General features: G+C 55.8%; 25 protein-coding genes and 1 riboswitch. Of the genes, 11 read left to right on the forward strand and 14 right to left on the reverse strand.

The genetic code is table 11. From position 1 onward, the window contains the following. Positions 1-135 precede the first annotated feature (135 nt). A complete protein-coding gene (gene yvcK / locus ACSZPU_RS11290; protein WP_498998628.1) occupies positions 136-1,044 on the reverse strand; it encodes a uridine diphosphate-N-acetylglucosamine-binding protein YvcK in 909 nt (302 codons plus the stop codon). Between the two features lie 226 nt (positions 1,045-1,270). Continuing rightward, positions 1,271-1,416, forward strand: a riboswitch (molybdenum cofactor riboswitch). Between yvcK and moaA the strand changes: the two genes are divergently transcribed. The 7 genes from moaA to ACSZPU_RS11325 all read left to right on the forward strand — a co-directional run bounded on the left by moaA (position 1,404) and on the right by ACSZPU_RS11325 (position 5,397). Next, positions 1,404-2,393, forward strand: a complete 990-nt coding sequence (moaA, locus tag ACSZPU_RS11295) for a GTP 3',8-cyclase MoaA (protein WP_498998631.1) — start codon at positions 1,404-1,406, stop codon at positions 2,391-2,393. Its footprint overlaps the riboswitch before it by 13 nt. 21 nt (positions 2,394-2,414) lie before the next feature. Beyond that, on the forward strand, positions 2,415-2,927 hold the full coding sequence (gene moaB / locus ACSZPU_RS11300; RefSeq protein WP_498998634.1) for a molybdenum cofactor biosynthesis protein B: 513 nt from the start codon (positions 2,415-2,417) through the stop codon (positions 2,925-2,927). Between the two features lie 3 nt (positions 2,928-2,930). Then, the gene (gene moaC, locus ACSZPU_RS11305; RefSeq protein WP_498998636.1) at positions 2,931-3,416 is read left to right on the forward strand and encodes a cyclic pyranopterin monophosphate synthase MoaC; all 486 of its coding nucleotides are present in this window, start codon (positions 2,931-2,933) and stop codon (positions 3,414-3,416) included. Beyond that, positions 3,409-3,654, forward strand: a complete 246-nt coding sequence (gene moaD, locus ACSZPU_RS11310) for a molybdopterin synthase sulfur carrier subunit (protein ID WP_498998639.1) — start codon at positions 3,409-3,411, stop codon at positions 3,652-3,654. The genes moaC and moaD overlap by 8 nt, the downstream gene beginning before the upstream one ends. Before the next feature lies 1 nt (position 3,655). Further along, positions 3,656-4,108 carry a molybdopterin synthase catalytic subunit MoaE gene (gene moaE / locus ACSZPU_RS11315; protein WP_498998641.1) on the forward strand — a complete coding sequence of 151 codons (453 nt, stop codon included), beginning with the start codon at positions 3,656-3,658 and terminating at the stop codon, positions 4,106-4,108. A gap of 59 nt (positions 4,109-4,167) precedes the next feature. After that, positions 4,168-4,875, forward strand: coding sequence for a Bax inhibitor-1/YccA family protein (locus ACSZPU_RS11320; RefSeq protein WP_498998644.1), 708 nt, complete (start codon positions 4,168-4,170; stop codon positions 4,873-4,875). Positions 4,876-4,926: 51 nt separating this feature from the next. Further along, a complete protein-coding gene (locus ACSZPU_RS11325; protein WP_498998647.1) occupies positions 4,927-5,397 on the forward strand; it encodes a hypothetical protein in 471 nt (156 codons plus the stop codon). 75 nt (positions 5,398-5,472) lie between these two features. On the opposite strand, the gene ACSZPU_RS11330 is transcribed toward ACSZPU_RS11325, so the two are convergent. From ACSZPU_RS11330 to ACSZPU_RS11340, 3 genes are read right to left on the reverse strand one after another with little or no spacing between them, the layout of a single operon-like run. Continuing rightward, positions 5,473-6,438 (reverse strand): lysylphosphatidylglycerol synthase domain-containing protein, encoded by a 966-nt coding sequence (locus tag ACSZPU_RS11330; protein WP_498998650.1) that lies wholly within the window; start codon positions 6,436-6,438, stop codon positions 5,473-5,475. After that, entirely contained in the window at positions 6,438-7,682 is a 1,245-nt protein-coding gene (gene clsB / locus ACSZPU_RS11335; protein ID WP_498998653.1) for a cardiolipin synthase ClsB, read from the reverse strand. The genes ACSZPU_RS11330 and clsB overlap by 1 nt, the downstream gene beginning before the upstream one ends. Continuing rightward, entirely contained in the window at positions 7,679-8,440 is a 762-nt protein-coding gene (locus ACSZPU_RS11340; protein ID WP_498998656.1) for an endonuclease/exonuclease/phosphatase family protein, read from the reverse strand. The genes clsB and ACSZPU_RS11340 overlap by 4 nt, the downstream gene beginning before the upstream one ends. Before the next feature lie 132 nt (positions 8,441-8,572). On the opposite strand from ACSZPU_RS11340, the gene ACSZPU_RS11345 reads away from it, so the two are divergent. Beyond that, a complete protein-coding gene (locus ACSZPU_RS11345) occupies positions 8,573-8,974 on the forward strand; it encodes a YbhQ family protein (RefSeq protein WP_498998658.1) in 402 nt (133 codons plus the stop codon). Positions 8,975-8,991: 17 nt separating this feature from the next. On the opposite strand, the gene ACSZPU_RS11350 is transcribed toward ACSZPU_RS11345, so the two are convergent. From ACSZPU_RS11350 to cecR, 5 genes are all read right to left on the reverse strand, one after another. Then, positions 8,992-10,098 (reverse strand): ABC transporter permease, encoded by a 1,107-nt coding sequence (locus tag ACSZPU_RS11350; protein WP_498998661.1) that lies wholly within the window; start codon positions 10,096-10,098, stop codon positions 8,992-8,994. Between the two features lie 100 nt (positions 10,099-10,198). Beyond that, complete coding sequence (locus ACSZPU_RS11355) at positions 10,199-11,329, reverse strand: ABC transporter permease (RefSeq protein ID WP_498998663.1); 1,131 nt, start codon at positions 11,327-11,329, stop codon at positions 10,199-10,201. Next, positions 11,322-13,058: an ATP-binding cassette domain-containing protein gene (locus tag ACSZPU_RS11360; protein WP_498998665.1), complete on the reverse strand. Its 1,737-nt coding sequence runs from the start codon at positions 13,056-13,058 to the stop codon at positions 11,322-11,324. The genes ACSZPU_RS11355 and ACSZPU_RS11360 overlap by 8 nt, the downstream gene beginning before the upstream one ends. Then, positions 13,051-14,046 (reverse strand): secretion protein HlyD, encoded by a 996-nt coding sequence (gene hlyD / locus ACSZPU_RS11365; protein WP_498998668.1) that lies wholly within the window; start codon positions 14,044-14,046, stop codon positions 13,051-13,053. The genes ACSZPU_RS11360 and hlyD overlap by 8 nt, the downstream gene beginning before the upstream one ends. Next, positions 14,043-14,717: a transcriptional regulator CecR gene (cecR, locus tag ACSZPU_RS11370; protein ID WP_498998670.1), complete on the reverse strand. Its 675-nt coding sequence runs from the start codon at positions 14,715-14,717 to the stop codon at positions 14,043-14,045. Before cecR ends, hlyD begins: the two co-directional genes overlap by 4 nt. 141 nt (positions 14,718-14,858) lie before the next feature. Here cecR and ACSZPU_RS11375 point away from each other — a divergent pair, with 141 nt between their 5' ends. The 3 genes from ACSZPU_RS11375 (at position 14,859) to rhlE (ending at position 17,015) form a co-directional block, all read left to right on the forward strand. Further along, complete coding sequence (locus tag ACSZPU_RS11375; protein WP_498998672.1) at positions 14,859-15,200, forward strand: toxin; 342 nt, start codon at positions 14,859-14,861, stop codon at positions 15,198-15,200. After that, complete coding sequence (locus ACSZPU_RS11380; RefSeq protein WP_498998675.1) at positions 15,197-15,511, forward strand: helix-turn-helix domain-containing protein; 315 nt, start codon at positions 15,197-15,199, stop codon at positions 15,509-15,511. The genes ACSZPU_RS11375 and ACSZPU_RS11380 overlap by 4 nt, the downstream gene beginning before the upstream one ends. 154 nt (positions 15,512-15,665) lie before the next feature. Next, positions 15,666-17,015 carry an ATP-dependent RNA helicase RhlE gene (rhlE, locus tag ACSZPU_RS11385; protein ID WP_498998678.1) on the forward strand — a complete coding sequence of 450 codons (1,350 nt, stop codon included), beginning with the start codon at positions 15,666-15,668 and terminating at the stop codon, positions 17,013-17,015. Between the two features lie 127 nt (positions 17,016-17,142). Here the strand turns inward: rhlE and ACSZPU_RS11390 are convergent, their stop codons facing one another. From ACSZPU_RS11390 to licT, 5 genes are all read right to left on the reverse strand, one after another. Continuing rightward, positions 17,143-18,111 carry an alpha/beta hydrolase gene (locus tag ACSZPU_RS11390; protein WP_498998688.1) on the reverse strand — a complete coding sequence of 323 codons (969 nt, stop codon included), beginning with the start codon at positions 18,109-18,111 and terminating at the stop codon, positions 17,143-17,145. 63 nt (positions 18,112-18,174) lie between these two features. Then, complete coding sequence (locus tag ACSZPU_RS11395; RefSeq protein WP_498998679.1) at positions 18,175-19,566, reverse strand: glycoside hydrolase family 1 protein; 1,392 nt, start codon at positions 19,564-19,566, stop codon at positions 18,175-18,177. Positions 19,567-19,575: 9 nt separating this feature from the next. Then, positions 19,576-21,048 carry a glycoside hydrolase family 1 protein gene (locus ACSZPU_RS11400; protein ID WP_498998681.1) on the reverse strand — a complete coding sequence of 491 codons (1,473 nt, stop codon included), beginning with the start codon at positions 21,046-21,048 and terminating at the stop codon, positions 19,576-19,578. Positions 21,049-21,059: 11 nt separating this feature from the next. Beyond that, positions 21,060-22,901: a beta-glucoside-specific PTS transporter subunit IIABC gene (locus ACSZPU_RS11405; protein ID WP_498998683.1), complete on the reverse strand. Its 1,842-nt coding sequence runs from the start codon at positions 22,899-22,901 to the stop codon at positions 21,060-21,062. 378 nt (positions 22,902-23,279) lie between these two features. Then, positions 23,280-24,134, reverse strand: coding sequence for a BglG family transcription antiterminator LicT (gene licT / locus ACSZPU_RS11410; protein WP_498998686.1), 855 nt, complete (start codon positions 24,132-24,134; stop codon positions 23,280-23,282). Positions 24,135-24,328: the final 194 nt, after the last annotated feature.

Below are 24,328 nucleotides of genomic sequence, written 5' to 3' on the forward strand. Positions count from 1 at the left end.
GGCCTCATTTCTCGCTGCCGTCCAGATCAGATGCATCGCTCTCTGGGCTAAAATCTTGTGACGACACTATCTAAGACAACCTTAAGAAATTAAGGAAACGTGACACGGCGGGCTCAAATCGTACCCGCCGCGCGGTTAGCCCAGCGCCTGAACCGCTTTTTCCAGCGCCTCACGCAGCAAATGCCGATCGTGGCGATAGGGGATATCGCTGGCTTCCAGCACATTCTGAATAACAACCCGGTCAGAAACTTCGGAGACATCCACTTTCGGCCCCACGATAACGGCATCAATAATCGGTTTACCGACATACTGTTCCATAATCGTCAGCTTATCCTTAAGCGTCAGGCTGGCGGCGGCAACGCTCAGCTCTTTGCCCAGATTACCGATATAGACCACTGGTGCGGGCGTGCGGCGCAGCGCCTGGGAGAGGTCTTCCAGCAGCAGTAAAGGCAGCAGGCTGGTATAGAAACTGCCAGGACCTATCAGAATCAAATCCGCTTCGGCAATCGCCTGAACCGCTTCCCGCGTGGCGTGTACTTTGGGGAACAGCATCAGTTCCTGTACCGGGGATTCCAGCAGGTCAATATTCACTTCGCCATAGACAAGGTGGCCTTCATTGTCGGTTGCCATCAAATCAACGGGTTGTTCAGACATCGGAATAAGAAATGCATCCACCTTTAGCAGGTTGCGAATGATGTTGATCGCCTCCAGAGGCCGCACGCTGAGGTGGTCCAGCGCCTTTAACATCAAGTTTCCGAGGTTATGACCAGAAAGTTCACCATTACCGCTAAAACGGTACTCAAACATCGCCGAAGCGACGCTGGGTTCGGTAATTAACTGATTTAAACAGTTGCGCATATCGCCCCAGGCAATGCCGCCCTCAGAGCGGCGAATACGCCCGGTAGAGCCGCCATTATCCGTTGTCGTCACGATTCCGGTGAGCCGGGAACCTAATGATGATAAAGCCGACATCACGCGGCCCAGACCGTGCCCGCCGCCAAGCGCAACGACGCGGTCCAGATCCGCAAGAGTGCGATTACGCATAAACCTTCCTTATAAATGATTACCGCGCTACGTTAACCTAAATACCACCTAATGACGATGCCGTGCAGGGTGGAAAATGACGTATATCAAAGCAAAAAAGTGATTTTCACGTACTCTGTAGTGAAAATGCAGGATCATGTCGCTATATAGCAGTTTATATAACGATAATGATGTTGGCGAAACAAAACGCTTCGCGCTACTATCGCCATAACGATTTTATCTCGTTACGCACAACATACACTCTAGCCTCTGTACCTAAGTCTGACGATAAGGTGCTTTGGCCGTGGCGATACCCACCAGTATCAGCCGCCAGGGTGCAGAAAGAAATGACTGCATCTCCCGTATTTGGAAAGGTGTACATGGCCACACAACTGACTGACACGTTCGCGCGTAAGTTCTTTTACTTGCGTTTGTCGATCACTGACGTATGCAACTTCCGTTGCACTTACTGCCTGCCCAACGGCTACAAGCCGAGCGGCGTCACCAATAAGGGTTTTCTCAGCCTTGAGGAAATTCGCCGCGTCACGCGTGCGTTTTCTGCCATGGGCACGGAAAAAATCCGTCTTACGGGTGGCGAACCGTCGCTGCGTCGCGACTCTACCGACATTATCGCTGCCGTGCGAGAAAATCGCGCGATCCGCCAGATTGCCGTCACCACCAACGGCTACCGTCTGGCGCGAGATGTGGCGCAATGGCGCGATGCCGGGTTGACGGCGATTAACGTCAGCGTCGACAGTCTCGATGCTCGTCAATTTTACGCGATTACCGGTCAGGATAAATTTAAGCAGGTGATGGGCGGCATTGATGCCGCTTTTGCGGCGGGCTTTGAAAAAGTCAAAGTTAATACCGTGCTGATGCGCGACGTCAATCACCACCAGCTCGACACCTTTCTTTCCTGGATCAAACCTCGCCCCATTCAGTTGCGTTTTATCGAGCTGATGGAAACCGGCGAAGGCAGCGATCTCTTTCGAAAACATCATATCTCCGGCGATGTGCTGCGCGTTGAACTGCTTAAGCGCGGCTGGATCCAGAAGCTGCGTAGCCGCAGTGACGGCCCGGCGCAGGTTTTCTGCCACCCGGATTATGCTGGAGAAATTGGTCTGATCATGCCCTATGAAAAAGACTTTTGCGCCAGTTGTAACCGGCTGCGGGTCTCTTCAACTGGAAAGCTGCATTTATGCCTGTTTGGTGACGGCGGCGTAGACCTGCGCGATCTGCTGCAGGAAGACGATCAGCAGTCCGTGCTGGAAACGCGCATTGCCGCGGCACTGACGCACAAAAAACAGACCCACTTTTTGCATCAGGGCAACACCGGCATTACGCAAAATCTGTCTTATATCGGCGGATAACGGCCACAAGGAGAAAAAGAAATGAGTCAGGTCAGTGCTGAATTTATCCCTACCCGTATCGCGATTCTTACGGTCTCCAGTCGTCGTGGTGAAGAGGACGACACCTCAGGTCATTTTCTGCGTGATTCCGCGCAGGAAGCCGGGCACCACGTGGTGGCGAAAGCCATCGTGAAAGAGAACCGCTACGCCATCCGCGCGCAGGTCTCCGTATGGATTGCCAGCGAAGACGTGCAGGTGGTGTTGATTAACGGCGGCACCGGTTTTACCGATGGCGACCAGGTGCCCGAGGCCTTATTGCCACTGTTCGACCGCGAAGTTGAAGGCTTTGGCGAAGTGTTCCGCATGCTCTCTTTTGAAGAGATCGGCACCTCCACGCTACAGTCGCGTGCGGTGGCGGGAATGGCGAACAAGACGCTCATTTTCGCCATGCCGGGTTCGACTAAAGCCTGTCGCACCGCATGGGACAATATCATTGCTCCGCAGCTGGATGCGCGCACGCGTCCGTGTCATTTTCACTCCCACATTAAGCCTTAAATTATGTCGCAACTGACCCATATTAACGCCGACGGCGAAGCGCACATGGTGGATGTCTCCGCAAAAGCAGAAACCGTACGGGAAGCCCGCGCCGAAGCGTTTGTGACCATGCAGCCGCAAACGCTGGCGATGATTATTGACGGCAGCCACCACAAAGGTGATGTCTTTGCCACGGCGCGTATTGCGGGCATTCAGGCGGCGAAACGCACCTGGGATTTGATTCCTCTGTGCCATCCGCTGCTGCTGAGCAAAGTGGAAGTGCAATTACAGGCACAGCCGGAACATAACCGGGTCCGAGTTGAATCCCTGTGCCGTCTGACGGGCAAAACAGGCGTGGAAATGGAAGCGCTGACGGCGGCGTCGGTAGCGGCCCTGACGATTTACGACATGTGCAAAGCCGTGCAGAAGGATATGGTCATTGGCCCGGTACGCCTGCTGGCGAAAAGCGGCGGTAAGTCCGGTGATTTCAAGGTAGAAGCAGATGATTAATGTACTTTTTTTCGCGCAGGTGCGCGAACTGACCGGGTGTGACCGGTTAACGCTGGACGAGATGTTTCCTTCCGTGGAAGCGGTACGCCAACACCTTGCCGCGCGCAGCGATCGCTGGGCGCTGGCGCTGGAAGAGGGCAAACTGCTGGCGGCGGTGAATCAGACGCTGGTGAGCTTTGAAAATCCGCTCGAGGAAGGCGACGAAGTGGCGTTTTTCCCACCGGTGAGCGGGGGCTAAGATGGCACAGACGCGAATTGTAGTTGGCCATGCGCCGTTTAACGTCGGCGATGAATATAACTGGCTGAACGAGCGGGATGAAGACGGTGCGATCGTGACCTTCACCGGCAAGGTGCGTAACCATAATCTCGGCGATAACGTCAGCGCTCTGACGCTCGAACATTATCCGGGGATGACCGAAAAGACGCTGACCGAGATCGTTGACGATGCGCGTGCCCGCTGGCCGTTGGGTCACGTCACGGTGATTCATCGCGTGGGTGAACTCTGGCCTGGCGAAGAGATTGTCTTCGTTGGCGTCACCAGTGCGCACCGCAGCAGCGCCTTTGACGCAGGCCAGTTTATTATGGATTACCTGAAAACCCGCGCGCCGTTCTGGAAGCGTGAAGCCACCCCGCAGGGGGAGCGCTGGGTAGAGGCGCGGGACACCGATAAACAGGCGGCGCAACGCTGGTAACGCTTTGTCGGGATTGTGTTAATCTTGAACATGGGGTATCCACTTTTTGAGGAGTCACCATGGACAGATTTCCGCGTTCCGATTCTATTGTTTCGCCTGCCCGTACCGGTTTGCAAACCTACATGGCGCAGGTCTACGGCTGGATGACCTGTGGGCTGTTACTGACGGCCTTTATCGCCTGGTATACGGTGTTCAATGAAGCCGTCCTGGCGGCAATTTACTCCAGCCGGGTGGTGTTCTTCGGTCTGATTATCGCGCAGCTGGCGCTGGTGTTTGTGCTCTCCGGCATGATACACAAGCTCAGCGCAGGCATGGCGACCACGCTGTTTATGCTCTATTCGGCCCTCACCGGGCTGACCCTCTCCGGCATCCTCTATGCTTATACCGCTGAGTCTATCGCCGCGACCTTTGTCGTGACCGCCGGGATGTTTGGTGCGATGAGCCTCTATGGCTATACCACTAAACGCGACCTGAGTGGCCTTGGCAGCATGCTGTTTATGGGGCTTATCGGCATCATTCTGGCGTCGGTGGTGAATTTCTGGCTGAAAAGTGAAACGCTGATGTGGGCGGTGACCTATATCGGGGTCATCATTTTTGTGGGGTTGACCGCTTACGATACGCAGAAGCTGAAAAACATCGGCACGCAAATCGATGTGCAGGATAAATCCACGCTGCGCAAATACTCGATTTTAGGCGCGTTAACCCTCTATCTGGATTTCATCAACCTGTTCCTGATGCTGCTGCGCATTTTTGGCAACCGTCGTTAGGAACGGCTGGCGGTCAGAACGATAAGTGGACATGCAACAAAGGAGGTTGTTGTGAAGCTCATCGATACGATCATTGGATATCGCCTGGCCTGGCTGGTGGCTCAGGGCCAGGAGACAGAAAACAGCGTGCGGGAAGGACGTCCCGCCGCTCACGCTACCGTCAGGGATATTATTGACCGCCGTCAGACGATGCTGGATGGTACCCATATTGGGCTGGCGAGTATGCTGCAGGCGGTGGTCTTTGCCCTCTGCCTTGGCGCAATCCTTTCACACTGGCAGCTCAGCACCCGGCACTATTTTCACCTTTTTATCCTCATCCTGACGTTGTTTCTGGTCATCATCATTCCGCTACGAAAACGCGTGCAGGAAGGGAAAATGGTGGGTGTCGTCACCTTTAAATATGCCTTTTTACTCAATGGTTTGTTCTGCATGCTGGCGACCAGCATGCTGTGGTCTGCGCTGGGGGATGTCCAGACACGTGAAGCGATACCCGTGGGCTACGCCTGGCTGATGCTCTTTTAATGTCGCTGGATAATGAACGGCCGGCCTTTTGCCACCTGGGTGCTTTACTGGCAACACCAGCGCCTAAAAGCCGCGTTATGAATTCATCAGTGCTTTTTCATTTTTCTCCCGCAGCGCTTTCGCCCGGCTTTCCAGAATCAGGTAGCCGATAAGCGCCAGCAGTAGCGGCAGGAAATAGTAGAGCACGCGATAGGCCAGCAGTGCGGCAATAATCACCCCCTGAGAGGTGTGTTCGCCTGCCAGTAAGGCAAGGAACACCCCTTCCAGCACGCCAATACCCGCCGGGATATGCACGATGACCCCGGCAATACTGCTGACCAGCAGCACGCCGAGCACAAAGAAGAAGTTGGCCTGCTGGCCGAGTAACAGCCAGATAATCGCTCCCATCACTATCCAGTTAGCGCTGGAAATCGCCAGTTGCAGGATGGCAAATCGCCATGACGGAATAACCAGCTTCTGGCCCTTAACGGTGAAATGGCGACGCCTGGCAAAGCCGCAGGCCCACAGGTAGAGCGCGATAAACAGCAGCAGCGCCACGCCAACAATGCGCAGAGTGGTATCGGAGATATACCAGTGGGCGGGCACATCCACCACGCCAAAGGTAAAAATGATCCCGCCCAGCAGAATATACCCCAGCCAGTTGGTGGTAATACTCAGGGAAAAAATGCGCGTGATGGTGCTGCCCGGCAGACCTAGCCGGGAATGGAGGCGGTAACGCATGCCAATACCGCCGACCCAGGTGCTGAGCGTCAGGTTAAAGGCGTAGCAGATAAACGACACCAGCATGACCTGCCGTTTGGCCAGCTTGTGGCCGCAGTAGGCCCGCCCGAGCAGATCGTAACAGCCGTAGATTAAATAGCTGATGACCACCAGCGCTACCGCACTGAGCAGGGCCGTGCGGTTGTAGTCACGGATAACCTTCCACACATCATCCCAGTCGACCTTTTGTGCATACAGCACCAGCAGAACCGCAACAGCGATAAAAAAGAGCCCGGTGAGGATTTTTTTCGCCAGCCGCCAGCGCGGATGTGATTTTGCCATCAGGTATCTCCCCCCGAATTTTCCGTGGCGACGCGGTCCTGAGTTTCGATTTCAGGCTGTACGGGGGCCTGCACCAGCGCCAGTTTCGGCGTATGGGCGGGGAGCCAGCCCACCATCGCCGGGAAGTGGCGCAGAAAGTGGAACACCACCACGCCCCTGGCAAGGTTCCACCAGGTGCGCTTCGGGGCCATGGATTCATCCACCCGCTGGCAATCGTTGGCGATGATGGCGCTGAGGTTGTCGCGCAATGTCTGGTTGAACTCCCTGTCGTGAATGATAAGGTTGGCCTCCAGGTTCAGAGACAGGCTGAGTGGATCGAGGTTGCTTGAGCCCACCGTCGCCCAGTGATCGTCCATCAGCGCGACCTTGCCGTGCAGCGGGCGGCGGCGATATTCATACACCTGGACGCCGCCTTTCAGCAGGTAGTTGTACAGCAGCTCGGCACCGACTTTGACGATCGGCATATCCGGTTCCCCTTGCACAATTAGCTTCACGCTGACCCCGCGCCGCGAGGCGTTACGCATGGCATGCAGCAATCGGTAGCCGGGGAAAAAGTAGGCGTTTGCGATGATCACTTCGCGTTTGGCATTGGCGAGCATTTTCAGGTAATGGCGCTCAATATCGTCGCGATGATCGTTGTTATCCCGCCAGACAAACAGTGCCTGGGCTTCGCCGGGCCTTTTGTTCTCTTCCGCCCGGTGGCGTCTGCGCTGCCACCAGCGTTTGGCCTGGGCCTGATCGGGCAGGTTGTCCAGTTCGAATTGCAGGATGTCTTCCACCACCGGGCCTTCGACCCGTACTGCATAATCTTGCTTGGCTTCCGGGCCGTAGCTGGTGACGTGCTCGGCGGAGTAGTTAATGCCGCCGACAAAGGCCACGGTGTTATCGACCACCACAATTTTACGGTGCATGCGGCGAAAGACGTTGGTGCGCATCCCGAACAGGCGTGGGCGCGGATCGTAATAGCGAAACACGACGCCCGCCGTCGTAAGTTCATTGACGAAGGCGTCGCTCAAATCCGGCGAGCCGTAGCCGTCGAGCAACACTTCAATATGCACCCCACGACGTGCGGCCTTGAGTAAGACGGCATGCAGCTCGCGTCCTACCTCGTCTTCAAACCAGATAAAGGTTTCAAGAATCACTTTCTGCTGTGCGTGCTCAATGGCGGCATACACCGCCGGGTAAAAGTTTTCGCCATTTTCCAGAAGCTGGATGCGATTACCCTCTTGCCACGTGCATTTCATAGGTGGATCTCCGCACTCAGAGGGGCGTGGTCAGATAAATGCCGCCAGTTACGCAGCGGCAGCGCCGTGGGCGAACTGGCATTGGCATTTTTCACATAGATGCGGTCCAGGCGTAACAGCGGCAGGCTGACCGGGAAGGTGCGGGCAGGGCGGCCGTGGACGCGGGTGAAGATCTCTTCCAGCCCGGCCTGTACCTTGAGCGGATGGTTTGCCCGCTGTCGCCAGTCGTTAAAATCACCGGCCACCACCACCGGCTCGTTTTCCGGCAGCGAATTGACCCATTCAGCCAGCATGGTTAACTGTGCCTGGCGATGGGCTTCCCGCAGGCCCAGATGCACGCAAATGACGTGGACGGCGCGTTCGATTTCCGGCGGCACGATGCGGCAGTAGAGCAGGCCGCGCTTTTCACTGCCGCCAACGGACACATCGCGATTCTCATAATGTTCGATAGGAAAACGTGAAAGCACGGCATTACCGTGGTGGCCTTCCGGATAGACGGCGTTGCGCCCGTAGGCGTAGTCGCTCCACATGGTGTCGGCGAGAAATTCGTAGTGGGTGGTATCCGGCCAGTTCTCCACGTGCAGCGGATGAACCTCATGGGCACCCATCACTTCCTGCAGGCAGACAATGTCGGCGCTGACGGTGCGTACCGCGTCACGCAGCTCCGGCAAAATGAAGCGCCGGTTGAAGGCGGTAAAGCCTTTATGGGTGTTAATGGTGAGTACTTTCAATGAAAATTGACGGGTTTGTTGGGTCATAATTCTCCTGCCAGACTCACTATCCTGATGAAAATAAATTGTAGTCTCTGTCACAAAAAGATGCGGGGTTACGGAATTTTCTGTAAATATCAGTACTCTTTGTTAAGTGAAAAATTCGTCAGGGGAGATGCCATGAAGTGGCAACAACGTGTTCGTGTCACAACCGGCCTGAGTTGTTGGCAGATTATGTTGCATTTGCTGGTTGTGGCGGTGCTGGTAACAGCCTGGATGAGCGGCGCGATGGTGCGGGTCGGTCTGGGTCTGTGCGTTATCTATAGCGTAACGGTTCTGTTGATGCTGTTTTTGCAGCGCCACCATGAAGAACGCTGGCGCGGCATTGGCGATGTTCTGGAAGAACTGACCACCACCTGGTATTTCGGCGTGGCAATGATTGTGCTGTGGCTACTGTCACGCGTGATGCAAAACAATCTGCTGCTGGCCCTGGTTGGGCTGGTCATTCTCGCCGGGCCAGCCGTCGTCTCCCTGCTGGCAAAAGAGAAACGTATCCAGTCCAAATCCTTCAAATTGCATTAAGGTGCGGGGGCGTAAGGCTACATCACCTTACGCCGGAACATCGCATACGCCACCGAACCCGTGGTGGCCGTTATCACCAGTAGCGGCCACACGCTCTGCCAGATAATCGCAAAACTCGCATCCTTCAGATAGATCTGCTTGGTGATGTCCGTAAAGTGACGGATAGGGTTAATCCATGTCAAATCCTGTAACCACACCGGCATGTTCTCGACGGGCGACACATAGCCCGAGAGCAAAATGGCGGGCATCATAAAGACAAACACCCCAATAAACGCCTGCTGCTGAGTCGAACACAGGGATGAAATCAGCAGGCCGAACCCCACCAGCGACAGCCCATAAATCAGCATCGTGAAATAGAACAGCAGCAGCGACCCGGCAAAGGGGATTTTATAGGCGAGGATCCCGGCGAGCAGCACGATGGTGGCCTGGAAGGTGGCGACCACCAGGGCTGGCACCGCTTTGCCGACGAAGATTTGCCAGGTTGCCAGCGGTGAAACCAGCAGTTGATCCAGGGTGCCCTGTTCGCGCTCGCGGGCCACCGACAGCGAAGTCACGATCATCACGCCAATGGTGGTGATCATGGCGATCAGCGACGGCACCACAAACCATTTGTAATCGAGATTCGGGTTATACCAGTTACGAATCACCAGCTCGCTATTGTTCGGCTTCGTTTTTCCAGTCAGCAATTCCTGCTGATAATCTTTGACGATCTCCTGCAGGTAATTGGCGGCAATCTGGGCGCTGTTGGAGTTACGCCCGTCGAGAATTAGCTGCAACGGCGCCTGGGTGAAGGTGTCGAGCTTGCGGGAAAAATCGGCCGGGAAGCGCACCAGCAATAGCGCTTTTTGCTCGTCGATTGTCGGGCGAATCTCCTGCGGGCTGTTGAGCATCAGCACGTGGGTGAAGGCTTTTGCCCGGGCAAAGCGCTGGGTCAATTCCACCGCGTGTTTGCCATTATCTTCGTTGTAAACGGCAATGGTGGCGTTGGTGACCTCAAGCGTTGCGGCAAACGGGAACAGCAGCACCTGAATGACCACCGGCAAAATCAAAATGGCGCGGGTCTGCGGTTCACGCAGCAGCGACTGCAGCTCTTTGCGAATCAGTGTCCATAAGCGATGAAACATGGTTGCCGTCCTCATGTCGGGTGGCGCTGCGCTGACCCGACCTACAAGGCTCGTAGCCCCGGTCAGCGTAGCGCCACCGGGCAACATCCGAGCACAAGAATTAATCCAACCGACGTTTGGTTTTCATCCACGTCAGGCCAATAAACATCGTTGCCGATCCCAGCAGAAACAGCACGTTAATGACCATCACCACCGGAATATTGCCCGCCAGAAACAGGCTTTGCAGGGTGCTGACGAAATAGCGCGCCGGAATAATGTAGGTCACCGCCCGAATCACGGCGGGCATACTGTCAATCTGGAAAATAAACCCGGACAGCATGATCGACGGTAAAAAGGCAGCGTTAAGCGCCACCTGCGCGGCATTGAACTGGTTACGGGTGATGGTGGAGATCAGCAGCCCCATGCCCAGCGTGCTGAGCAGAAACAGGCTGGTAATCAAAAACAGGATCACCAGTGAACCCCGATACGGCACGCCAAGAATAAACACCGACACCAGCATGCACAGCAGCATCGCCAGCATGCCGAGGAAGTAGTAGGGGATGAGTTTACACAGCAGCAGTTCCACGCGCGTCACTTCGGTGGAGAGCAGTGCCTCCATGGTACCGCGTTCCCACTCGCGCGCCACCACCAGTGAGGTGAGGATCGCGCCGATCACCGTCATGATGATGGTCACCGCGCCGGGGATAATAAAATGCTGGCTGATGGCCGCCGGGTTAAACCAGTAGCGCATCTGCACGTCAATCAGCGGTTCGAAACTTTCGCCACGATCTTCGGCCCGCTGCTGTTGCCAGATCAGCCAGATCCCCTGCACATAGCCCTGCACGAAATTGGCGGTATTGGGTTCGCTACCATCGGTGATCACCTGCAGCGGCGCATCTTCACCGGGGCGCGCCATCTGTTCGGCAAAATTCACCGGGATCACCACCAGCCCGCGAATACGCCCGGCCTGCATGAGCTGAATAAGCTGCTGGCGGTTATCGCTGACGGTTGCGTCAAACCACGGGGAGCCGGTCATCGTATGGGCGAAATCCATCGCCTCTTCGCTGCGCTGTTCCAGCAAAATGCCCACCCGCAGCTTGCTGGAATCCAGGTTGATGCCGTAGCCAAAAATAAACAGCAGCAATAACGGGATCACCACCGCAATCAACCAGCTACTGGGATCGCGCACAATCTGCCGCGTCTCTTTGACGCAGAGGGCGCGCACGCGGCGCAGGGAAACAGGACTATGCATCGTGATGCTCCTTATCCCAGTTATGGATAAGCGTAATAAACGCATGCTCCATCGTCGGGTCGGCGTGCTCTGCATCGGCGGTTTGCGCTTTCAGGGCATCCGGCGTGCCGCTGGCGATAAGCTTGCCGCGATAGACCAGCCCGATGCGATCGCAATATTCGGCCTCGTCCATAAAGTGAGTGGTGACCATCACCGTCACCCCTTTTTCCACCATGCTGTTGATGTGCAGCCAGAACTCGCGGCGGGTCAGCGGGTCGACGCCGGACGTTGGCTCATCGAGAAACAGAATGTCCGGTTCATGCATCAGCGCGCAGGCCAGTGCCAGGCGCTGCTTAAAACCCAGAGGCAGGGAGTCGGTTGCCTGATCGGCAATCGCCTTAAGGCCAAACGCGTCCACCATCCGGGTGATCTTATCCTGCTGAGCGTGCCCGCGCAGGCCGTAGACGCCGGAGAAAAAGCGCAGGTTCTGCGCCACCGTCAGGTTGCCGTAAAGGGAGAATTTTTGCGCCATATAGCCAAGGTGCTGGCGCGCCTGTCCGGAGCTGGTTTTTAAATCCATGTTCAGCACCAGCGCTTTGCCGGAGGTAGGAACCAGTAAGCCGCACATCATTTTAAAAGTGGTGGATTTACCCGCGCCGTTCGGCCCGAGCAGGCCAAAAATTTCGCCGCGCTTCACGGCGAAATCGACGTGATCGGTGGCGGCGAAATCGCCAAATTTTTTCGTCAGTTGTTGGGCTTCGATCACCGTTTCATCCGGCGTACCGTCCACGGTATGCAGAATGGCCCCCAGCGGCGACTGGGTGAAAGCGGCTCCGCCCAGCAGGTCGATAAAGGCATCTTCAAAACGCGGTGCGGTTTCTTCAATATCGAGTTGCGTTAACGCCGAGGCGCTGCGCAGTTCATCGACGCTGGACTCTTTTGCCAGAATCACCCGCACGGAGCGCCCCTGAATCATCCCGTCGCTGACCTGCGGCAGTTTCAGCAGACGCTGTAACAGCTGGCGATTGTTTTCCTGTTCACTGTGGGCGAGAAAACTGCGCCCGGCCATGGTTTGCGTCAGGGCGCGCGGCTCACCCTGATAGAGCAGCTCGCCTTCGTTCATCAGTAGCACATCGCGGCACTGCTCGGCTTCGTCCAGATAGGAGGTGCTCCACAAAATCAGCATGCCCTCCCCGGCGAGGGAGTGCACCATCTGCCACAGCTCACGACGTGAAATGGGGTCCACCCCGACGCCGGGTTCGTCCAGCAGCAGTACTTTGGGCTGCCCGACCAGGGTACAGGCGAGCCCCAGTTTTTGCTTCATGCCGCCGGATAATTTGCCCGCCAGCCGCCCGGTAAAGGGGGCGAGGGCGGTGAATTCCAGCAGCCGGGCAAAGGTCTCTTTACGCGCATCCCCGGTTACGCTGCGCAGATCGGCATACAGGTTCAGGTTTTCCATCACTGTGAGATCTTCATACAGGCCGAATTTTTGCGGCATGTAGCCGAGCGAGGCGTGCAGTTCGCTGTTATTGGCAATGGGGTCGAGGCCGATAACCTGCGCGTTGCCTTCATCGGGTTTCATCAGCCCGGCCAGCATCCGCATCAGGGTGGTTTTCCCCGCGCCATCCGGCCCAACCAGCCCCGTGACGTATCCGGCCTTCACGGTGCAGTCCAGGCGGGCGACGGCCGGTTTTTCCATCCCGGCGAAGCGCTTGACCAGGCCGTTCAGACGGATCGTTGCCTCACTCATTCCGCGCTCCAGTGTCGAAGCTTACGGTGACCGGCATCCCCTGGCGCAGGGCGTCGTCGGCATCGGTGACGATAATGCGCAGGCGATAAACCAGATCGGTACGCAGATCCGGCGTTTCCACGGTTTTCGGGGTGAATTCAGCGGTAGGAGAGACAAAGCCAATTTTGCCGTGGTAGGGCTTATTCGGGCGACCATCAACGTACAGCAACACGGGCTGACCGGGTTGAGCCTGATGCAAATTGACTTCGTTAACGTAGGCGCGAACCCAAACCGGGCGGGTGAGGGAGAGCGTCAGAACGGTGCTTCCGGCACTTAACATGCTGCCCGGCTCCACGGCGCGGGTAAGTAGGGTGCCATTCGAGGGGGCGACAAGCTGCGTATCCTGCAAATCCAGCTGCGCCTGGGCAAGTGCGGCCTGTGCCTGTTCGAGACTGGCTTTGGCCTGGGCTATCTCCTGCGGGCGGTTACCGGTGCGATACTGGCTGAGCTTATCCTGTGCCGATTTCAGCGTGGCCTGTGCCTGGTCGCGGGATGATCGCGCATTTTCCAGATCGTTGGCGGAAATGGTCCGGCTTTTCCATAGCCCCTGCTGGCGCTGATAAAAGTTTTGCGCGTAATCGTAGGCCGCCTGTGCCTGATTGACTGCCGCTGCCGCCTGGGCAATCTCTTCATCGCGATAGCCCGCGGTGACCAGATCGTATTTTGCCTTCGCCGTCGAGACATTGGCTTGCGCCTGCAAAAGGGCGTTCTCGTAAGGGGCCTTGTCGATTTCACCAAGCGGCTGCCCGGCAGTTATCACATCTCCTTCATCCACCGCCAGCGAGGCGAGACGTCCGCCGACCCGGAAGCTCAGATTCACGGTGCGGATATCCACGTTACCGTACAACGTGAGGGCGGCGGTCTGTCGGCTTTGATACCACATCCAGCCACCGCCCAGGGCGGCGAGTACGATAACGACAATCAACGCGATGACGACAGGTTTTTTCATAACCCGGAACTCCTTGTTAATCCCTGCAGGATAAGATCGATATGGCACGTGATGACCTGGCAAATCAGGTCGGCTTTCTCATCGTCGAATTGCGCCCATCCGGTGCGCAGCAAAATGGTTTCCCGACCTAGGCGGAAGGCGAGGATCTCGCCGATCAGCGCGTAGGTGTGCAAAATGGTCTGCGTATCATCGGCCTCTCTCCCGGTGTAGGCCGCAATCAGCCGGGTAAGGTGACTGTGCAGCGGGGCGATCACCTGGTCGTGGACTAACTGGTAAGCGCGGGTTGGGGAGAGCTGTTCGCGCGAGATAAATTTGCTCAGGTTCAGGGTGTCATCGTGGGTGAGCAGCACAATCATGTTTTTGCAGGCCCGATGAATCAGTTCGCGTATCGCTTCTTTGTCCGGCTCCGCGTGGGTAAACAGAACTTCGGCGGCCTGGGCGTGAGGGCGGAAATTGGCGCCGATAAAGTCCGCTATCCACTGGGCGCAGGCGAGATACAGATCCTCTTTCGAAACGAAGTAATAGGGGATCGCGGCAATATTCTGCCCGGCCAGCGCAGCGATATCGCGGGTAGTGGCATGCAGACCATATTCGCCAAATTGCGCAAGGGCGGCAGCAATCAGCTGATTTCTGGCCTGCTCGCCTTTACTGGTTGTTGAGGTCGTATTCATATGCAGAATAAAATTAATCAATCGATTGATTAATTTTATGGTGTTTTTTTCGCCGTGTCCAGTGAGCCTGTCATATTGTGTAAGTGAAAATATCCCCATATTGGGGATATTATTTCGAAGAACATGGATGAGAGGCGCATTATGGAAGCGATCTTTATAGAGCTCGCGCCGTTTGAACGGTATCGCACAAGCTATTTTACGGATGATGAATTCAAAGAATTTCAGCAGTTTTTATTGCTGAATCCACGTGCAGGTCAGGTTATTACCACATACTGTGGACTGCGCAAAGTCCGGTTTTCTGATGCAAAAAGGCAGAAGGGTAAACGGGGTGGCGTGCGGATTATCTATTACTGGTGGCAGGAATACGCGTGGTTTTTGTTATTTACCCTTTACGATAAAGACCAGCAGGATGATTTATTGCCTAGGCAGTGTGACATTCTTCGCATGATGTTTGAACGGCTTAAAAAAGGTGAGACCTTATGAAAAATCGCGTTATTTTTTCAGAACTGATGGAGGGGATGGAAGAGTGGAATGCCCACAATTCTGGCAAAAAAACGCTACGAACCCACCATGTCAAAGCCGCGTCTAAAATCGTACTTACGCCAGACGAATTACGCAGTATTCGTGAGAAGCTCAATCTCTCACAGGCTGTCTTCGCCGGGTATCTTCATACCGGGCAGACGACCTACCAAAACTGGGAACAAGGACGGGCCAAACCGAATGCTCAGGCCTTGCTTTTAATTCGCATGATCGCTTGTCATCCGGAAACGTTGCAGAGGTTGTCGCAGCTTTAACCTTCGCAGAATTATCCTTGCGCGATATTTTATGCGCTGTGTCACAAAAGCTGCTACACTCCGCCACTTCATGACATTGTGGTTTTTGTCATCTGTCACATTATTATCTCCTCGAAAACTACACCTGTTATGGTCGGGGCGGTGCGGAGTTGTTATGTCTTTTGATTCCCTTGGCCTTATTCCGGAAATCCTGCGTGCAGTAGAAGAGCAGGGCTACCGTGAGCCAACCCCTATTCAGCAACAGGCTATTCCTGCCGTTATGGAAGGCCGTGACCTGATGGCCAGCGCCCAGACCGGTACCGGCAAAACCGCAGGCTTTACGCTGCCGTTGCTGCAACGCCTGGTACAGAAAGAGCCACATGCGAAAGGCCGTCGTCCTGTGCGCGCGCTGATCCTGACCCCGACCCGCGAACTTGCCGCGCAAATCGGCGAAAACGTCCGTGATTACAGCAAATATTTGAATCTGCGCTCGCTGGTGGTTTTCGGCGGCGTGAGCATTAACCCGCAGATGATGAAGCTGCGCAGTGGCGTTGATATCCTCGTCGCTACGCCGGGCCGTTTGCTGGATTTAGAACACCAGAACGCCGTCAAACTGGACAGCGTTGAGATCCTGGTACTGGACGAAGCCGACCGCATGCTGGATATGGGCTTTATCCACGATATTCGTCGCGTGCTGGCAAAACTGCCGGTGCGTCGTCAGAACCTGCTGTTCTCCGCGACCTTCTCGGATGACATCAAAGGTCTGGCCGAAAAGCTGCTGCACAACCCGCTGGAAATCGAAGTGGCGCGCCGTAACACCGCGTCTGAGCAGGTGACGCAGCACGTTCACTTGGTCGATAAAAAACGTAAGCGCGAGCTGCTCTCCCAGATGATTGGCGAAGGCAACTGGCAGCAGGTGCTGGTCTTTACCCGTACCAAACACGGTGCAAACCACCTTGCCGAGCAGTTGGGCAAAGATGGGATTCGCAGTGCGGCAATCCACGGTAACAAGAGCCAGGGGGCGCGTACCCGTGCGCTGGCCGATTTTAAATCTGGTGACATCCGTGTGCTGGTTGCAACCGACATTGCCGCCCGTGGCCTGGATATCGAAGAGCTGCCGCACGTAGTGAACTATGAGCTGCCGAATGTGCCGGAAGATTACGTGCACCGTATCGGCCGTACCGGTCGTGCGGCTGCTACTGGTGAAGCGCTGTCGCTGGTGTGCGTCGATGAACACAAACTGCTGCGTGATATCGAACGTCTGCTGAAAAAAGAGATCCCGCGTATTGCCCTGCCGGGTTATGAGCCGGATCCGTCAATCAAGGCTGAGCCGATTGTTAATGGTCGTCAGAGCCAGGGCCAGGGTCGTGGTGGACGCGGTCAGGGCGGTGGTGGTCGTGGCCAGCAACAGCCGCGTCGCAACGACGGTGGTGCGCCGAAAGCGCCACGCGCACAGGCAGGCAGTAAACCGGCAGGTGAAAAACCGCGCCGTCGCCGCCCGCGTAAGCCCGCAGCGAGCGCCTGATGCCTGATGTGATTAACAAGCCCTGCCAGCGTGCAGGGTTTTTTTGTGTTTCGGGTAGTGAGGTGGCGTTTGTTCTCCTCACCCCAGCCCTCTCCCTAAAGGGGCGAGGGGGGGTAAGGGGAAAGGCTTAATCCGCTACCGGCCTGAACTGCGACAGCCACGCCTGACGCTGCTCGCGAGCCCGGTCGGCCACCTTCGCCTGCGGGTCAGAGTTAAACCCGTGATACGCGCCCGGCCAGATTGCCATCTCCACGGCAACGCCCGCGCGAATTAAGCGCTGTGCATACGCCATATCCTCATCAAGAAATAGATCCAGCGTGCCGACGCCAAGCCAGGTCGGCGGCAGATGACTTAGATCCGTCGCCCGTGCCGGAGCGGCATAAGGTGAAATTCCGTCACTACCTGGCTCACAGCCCAGCAGCGATTGCCAGCCGAAGCGATTGTATTCCCGCGTCCAGACGAACTCGCCGGTTACCTGATTCGGATTTTCTTCCGTCACCGTTCTGTCGTCGAGCATCGGGAACATCAGATTCTGAAAGGCCAGCGCTGGCCCTTTACGGTCGCGCGCCAGCAGCGCCAGCAGCGCCAGTGACGCCGCCAGCCCGGCTCCTGCGCTGTCCCCCATCAATCCGATGTGGTCCGGGTGAATACCGAGCGTGACGGCGTTTTCTGTCATCCACACCAGCGCGGCATAGCAATCTTCCAGCGAACCCGGAAACACGGTTTCCGGCGCCAGGCGGTAATCCACCGAGACGATGACGCAGTCATGGCGTAGCGCGGTGACGCTGGTCAGTGAGAGCGACTGTTCCGGACTGCCCAGCAGATGGCCGCCGCCGTGAATATGCAAAATACCCATTCGGGTTTGCCCCGGCATTGCGGGAGCAATCACACAGACTCGGACGGCGGGATGAGATTGTGTAGTTACAACATACTCATCTACCGTTACCCCGGTTTTCCTCCAGAACTCGACATTCTCAAGGGCAGACTGCTGGCGCCCCTGGCGGAGTGCGGCGAGGGCGTCTTGTGTCTGGGGGAGGGGGCTGCTATCGGCCAGTACCGGGCGTAATTCAGGGTCGACCAAATTCCATGTGTTCATCATGTAGCCTTGTCTGTATCGGTAAACGTCACGGAGCGGGAAATCTCCCGCTCCGCCATTACCTTACAGTGATTCGCCGTTGCTGGCGATAACCTGTTTATACCAGTCAAAGCTGCGTTTCTTGCTGCGTTTCAGGGTACCGTTACCGTCGTTGTCCTTATCAACATAGATAAAACCGTAGCGTTTTTTCATCTCACCGGTACCGGCACTGACGATATCAATCGGCCCCCACCAGGTGTATCCCATGATGTCGCAGCCATCGGCAACCGCCTCGGCCATTTCACGGATATGCTGGCGGCCATAATCGATGCGGGCGGTGTCGTTAATTACCCCGTTTTCATCCGGCTCATCCACGCCGCCGTAGCCGTTCTCAACGATAAACAGCGGCTTACGGTATCTGTCCGCCAGCTCGTTACAGACGATACGGAACCCTTTGGCATCAATCGGCCAGCCCCAGGCGGTTTTTTCCAGGTACGGGTTGTCCTGACCAACGGTGCCGCCGGTATCGACGCGGAATTCCCCCCCCGCCTGATGCAATACGCTGCGGTAATAGCTAAAGCCGAGGTAGTCGGACGGGTAGCGGGCAATCAGTTCCAGATCGCCATCTTCCATCGCCAACTCAATGTTCTGCTCGCGGAACAGGCGCGGCGTCCAGGCCGGATATTCACCGAGCATCATCACGTCGGAGTAAAACAGCGAACGGCGGCGCAACTGCATGGTCGAGAAGATATCTTCCGGGTTACAGGTGGCCGGGTAAACGGTGCTGAGCGACAACATGCAGCCGATTTTCGCATCCGGGATAATCTCGTGGCACAGCTTGTTGGCCAGCGCATTGGCGACAAACTGGTGATGATTCGCCTGGTACAGCTCCTGCGGTGTGGAACTGGGGTCCACCGCGCCGGTGGCAAACGGCATTCGGTTCATGTTGTTTAGCTCGTTGAAGGTCATCCAGTATTTGACCTTCGCGCGATAGCGTTTGAACACCACCTCGCAGTAGCGGGCGAAGAAATCTACCAGCTTTCGGTTCTTCCAGCCGCCATACTCCTGATACAGCGCCAGCGGCGTCTCGTAGTGGGAAAGGGTGATCACCGGCTGGATGCCATGCCTGAGCAGCTCATCAAACAGGTCGTCGTAAAATTTCAGACCCGCTTCGTTAGGCGTGGTTTCATCGCCGCGCGGGAAGATACGCGTCCAGGCGATAGAGGTACGAAAACAGCTAAAGCCCATCTCGGCAAACAGTGCCACGTCTTCCTTGTAGTGGTGATAGAAATCGACCGCTTCATGGCTGGCGTAATATTTGTTTGGGTCGATAACCGCATCATGTTTGCCAGACGCAATACCGCCGCGCACCACATCGGAGATAGACGGCCCTTTGCCGTCCACATTCCATGCACCTTCCGCCTGGTTGGCGGCAATCGCGCCACCCCATAAGAAATCTTTCGGGAAAACAGACATATTCACTCCTTAATCCGCTAAATCTTCGCCATTGGACGCAATCACTTTTTTGTACCAGTGGTAGCTCTTTTTCAGGGAACGCTTCTGGGTGCCGTTGCCCATATCGTCCTGATCGACATAGATAAACCCGTAGCGTTTGGAGATTTGCGCCGTGCCCGCGCTCACCACGTCAATCGGCCCCCACCAGGTGTAGCCAAACAGATCCACGCCGTCGGCTAGCGCTTCCTGCATCTGTTCGATGTGCAGGCGCAGGTACTCGATGCGGTAATCGTCGTTGATGGAGCCATCGGCGTTGACGGTATCCACTGCCCCAAGGCCGTTTTCGGCAATAAACAGCGGCTTCTGGTAGCGGTCATACAGCTGGTTGAGCGCCAGACGCAACCCTTTCGGGTCAATCTGCCAACCCCACTGGCTGGTGGGCAGGTGCGGGTTACGAATGCCGCCGGTTATCAGGTTGCCCTCCGCGCCTTCCAGTTTTTCCGGATGTGCGCTGACGGTGCTGGACATGTAGTAGCTGAACGACACGAAATCAACCGGATGCTGGCGCAGGATTTCATCATCACCCACCACTTTTTGCAGCGTGACGCCTTTCTCTGCCAGCATGCGATCGGTGTAAGCCGGGTAGTAGCCGTGGGCCTGCACATCGCTAAAGAACAGGGAGACGCGCTGCATTTCTTCGCACGCCTGCAAGTCATCCGGGTGGCAGGTGTGCGGATAGAGCATCTGGTAGCTGATCATGCAGCCCACCTGCGAGCCGGGAATGATTTCATGGCAGGCTTTGGTGGCCAGCGCGCTGGCGACGAACTGGTGGTGCGCACCCTGATATTTATCCTGCTCGAGGTGCGGGTTGTCCTCTTCAATCACCCCAACGCTGACGTACGGATGGTGCTTCACGCAGTTGATCTCGTTGAAGGTCATCCAGTACTTCACTTTTTTGCGATAGCGGGTAAAGCAGGTGATGGCGAAACGCACATAGAAGTCGACCACCTGGCGGTTCGGCCAGCCGCCGTAATCGGTCACCAGCGCCAGCGGCATCTCGTAGCGCGACAGCGACACAATCGGCTCGATACCGTGGGCGTGCAGGGCATCAAACACCTCGTCGTAGAATTTCAGCCCGGCCTCGTTTGGCGTGGTTTCATCACCGCGCGGGAAGAGTCGTGTCCAGGCAATCGACATGCGGAAACATTTAAAGCCCATCCCGGCAAACAGCGCGATATCTTCTTTGAAATGGTGGTAGAAGTCGTTGCCTTTGCGTTTCGGGTAGTACTTCGTGCTGTTCGGATCTTGCGCTTCACGCACCTGTGCGTGGGTCATTCCCAGCCATTGGTCGAGCCAGCGCTCTTTGGGCGTATTGATATCAAACGTATAGACATCAGAGACGGACAGCCCCTTGCCGCCGACATTCCACGCCCCTTCGAGCTGATTTGCCGCCGTTGCACCACCCCACAAAAACCCTTCCGGAAATGATTTAGAAAATGTCATGCGCTTACTCCTCATGCCGCTGATGCGGTCAGTGTCAGAAATTCGTCCCGGCTGGCGACATCGCCATTGGCTTTAACCGGGCTGATATCGCCGTAGCGTTCGCTGTTGGTCACCACCACAATCACGCTGGGGTCGATACCCTCGGCGTGCAGTGCGTCGAGATCAAAGGTGACCAGCAGATCGCCGACTTCAACAAACTGTCCGGCGTCGATATGGCTGGTGAAGTGCTTGCCGCCCAATTTGACGGTATCAATGCCGATATGAATCAGGATTTCCGCCCCGGTATCGCTTTGCAGCGCCAGCGCATGGTGGGTTTCAAAGACCGACTCCACCTTGCCGTTTACAGGGGAGCGTAATTCCCCCGTGGTGGGATAAATCGCCAGCCCTTTGCCGAAAATCTCGTCGGCGAAGACTGGGTCGCTCAGGGTGTTCAGGGCTTTCAGCTCACCTCTGACCGGGGCAAACAGTTTTTCTTCCGACTGGGCGATGGGCATCGGGCTTACGCCTGCGACCACCGGCTGGGCGGCCTCTTCAAAGCCGAGGATCACGGTGATGATGGCGGCACCAACAAACGAGATGGCGATACTGACCAGCGCCCATAAAAAGGTGGGGCCGACCAGACCCGGAATCCCCGGCAGACCGCTTAAGGCAAAAGCGTAGGTTTTCACTCCCATCGCCATGGCGAACGCGCCGCCACAGGCCCCGCCAATCAACGCGGCGGCAAACGGACGTTTGTAGCGAATGTTGACCCCGTACATCGCTGGTTCGGTTATCCCCATCGCGGCACTAAAGCTGGTGGTGAGCGCCAGTGATTTGAGCTTTTTATCGCGAGCGCGCAGGAAGACGCCGAAAGCGGCACCGGCCTGGCCGAGGTTGGCGATGTAGAAGAGGATCTTGATCGGGTCGTAACCCATGGTACTGATGTTGTTGATCATGATCGGCACGATCACATAGTGCATACCTGTGATGATGATGAGCGATAGCGTGCCACCGACCACAATCCCCGCCACGACGCCCATGTTCTCTACCAGCCAGATAATGCTGCCGGACAGCGCGTTACCGGCAAAAATGCCCACCGGGCCGATGGCGATAAGGGTGATAGGGGTGACAATCAGCAGGCACAGCAGCGGCACAAAAATGGTTTTGAGCGGGCCGGGCATAATGCGGTCGACCCACCGTTCAACGTGACTGAGCAGCCACACCGCCAGCAGAATCGGAATAACCGTTGAGGCGTAATTGACCGTGGGTACGGGCAGGCCAATAAAGTGCACTGGCGTACCTGCTTTAAACAGCGCCTGAATCGCCGGATGGAAAAGCACGGCGGCGAGAGCCACGGCGACATAGGGGTTAGCACCGAATTTTTTCGCCGCGCTAAAGGAGAGCGCCAGCGGCATAAAGTAGAAAACCCCGTCGCTGATGGCCAGCAGGATTTGGTAGGTCTGATTGGAGGTTTCCACCCATTTCATGGCGACCATCAGCGCCAGCAACCCTTTCAGAATACCGGCCCCGGCAATGGCGGGAATGATCGGGGAGAAGATACTCGATAACCCCTCCAGTACCACTGAGACAGGGTTACGGCGTTTGGTGGGACGCGGGTTGTTTTCCAGCCCAGGAAGCTGGCTGAGCAGCGCGTTGCATAAGGGGTCGACTTCGTTACCGATAATCAGCTGAAACTGGTCGCCGGAGATGTTGACGCCAATCACGCCGTCGAGCGCTTCAAGCTTCGCGCGGTCGGCCTTGTCGTTGTCTTTGAGTAAAAAACGCAGACGGGTAATGCAGTGAAACAGCGACAGTACGTTGTCCTTACCACCGATAAGGCCAATTATCTGCCGTGCAGTGTCCTGATAATTCATAAAAAATTCCTCCAGACTGAAGCCAATAACCGACTTCATCCACAATGACCGATTTGCATCGGGATCTTGTTTCCTCTGGGGTTTGCCTGATTTACCCGTTATACTTCGCGTTGCGTATACGTTGGCTACGCTCGTTCACCCCAGTCACTTACTTCAGTAAGCTCCTGGGGACTCACTCGCTTGCCGCCTTCCTGCAACCCGAATTATTTAGGGGTAAACAGTAACAAGCCTGGATGGAATTTATGCGCTTCATCCTTCGGGCTACAGATGCGTTGGCTTTCCTCGTTTACCCCAGTCACTTACCAGTGTAAGTTCCTGGAGATTCACTGCGCCGCCGCCTTCCTGTAACCCGAATTATTTTGCGTATAATTTAACATGTTAAACCTTCTCCGCGTTTGGCGATGTGCGCTGCACAATATTCTCGATATGCACCGCGAGATAGAGCTTTTCCGAGTTGCTCATGGGGTGGTGATAATTTTTGCTGACGAACTCATTCATCGCTTCGACACATTTCAGCGTGGTTTGATAACGCCGCTGAACCAGTTCGAAGAATTCCTCGTCATCGTTATTTAACACCACTCCATCAATCACCCGTTGGGCGAAAAACTTTAAATGGGTAATGAACCGCTGGTAATTAAGACTGTGCTCATCAAGCGGCAAGTTGAAAAAATACTTAACAATGTTCTGCAGTTGGTAAATAAGGCGCGTAATTTGCGCGGTTTTTCCCATGGTGTCATTCAGCCCGGCATTCACAATATGCAGGGCGATACTGCAGGCCTCGCTGTCGGGTAATAATGTTCCGGTGCGGGCGACGACCATACCCAGCGCCTGGCGGCCAACGCCGTACTCGCTGGTGTAAAAATGGCGGACTTCCCACTCCAGCGGATTGGGCAAAATCTCATTGTTTTGTTGATGTTGCAGCGCAAAGTGCAGGTGATCGGCGAGAGTGACATATAGCCCTTCGCTGAGCTTATGGGGCAATGTATTGCGTGCCAGGGTGACGATATCGGCAGTTAATTGCAAAATATCGACCGGCACTTCGCTGACCAAATCTTTAAACCGTGCGGAGACCTGGGAATCCTGCAGACGGAATATTTTCTCAATGGCTTGTCGGTCAATACTGGCCCCGCTGTGGGTATTAAACCCCAGCCCACGGCCGGTTAAAATAACCTCCAGGCCATCTTCATCAACCGCGCTGACAACATTATTATTTAATATTTGCTTGACCAGCATCGCCAACTCCTGAAAACAAAATCGGGCAAAACATAAATACAGCTCTGGGCGGCCAGGCCCGTCAGTCTGCATTTAGGTTTTGCCCGATTATCGGTAACAAGCGTAATGCAGTTAAAAAACTAGATAGTGTCGTCACAAGATTTTAGCCCAGAGAGCGATGCATCTGATCTGGACGGCAGCGAGAAATGAGGCCG

It is taken from the genome of Phytobacter sp. V69 (assembly GCF_965644215.1).
Classification (GTDB): Bacteria; Pseudomonadota; Gammaproteobacteria; order Enterobacterales; family Enterobacteriaceae; genus Phytobacter.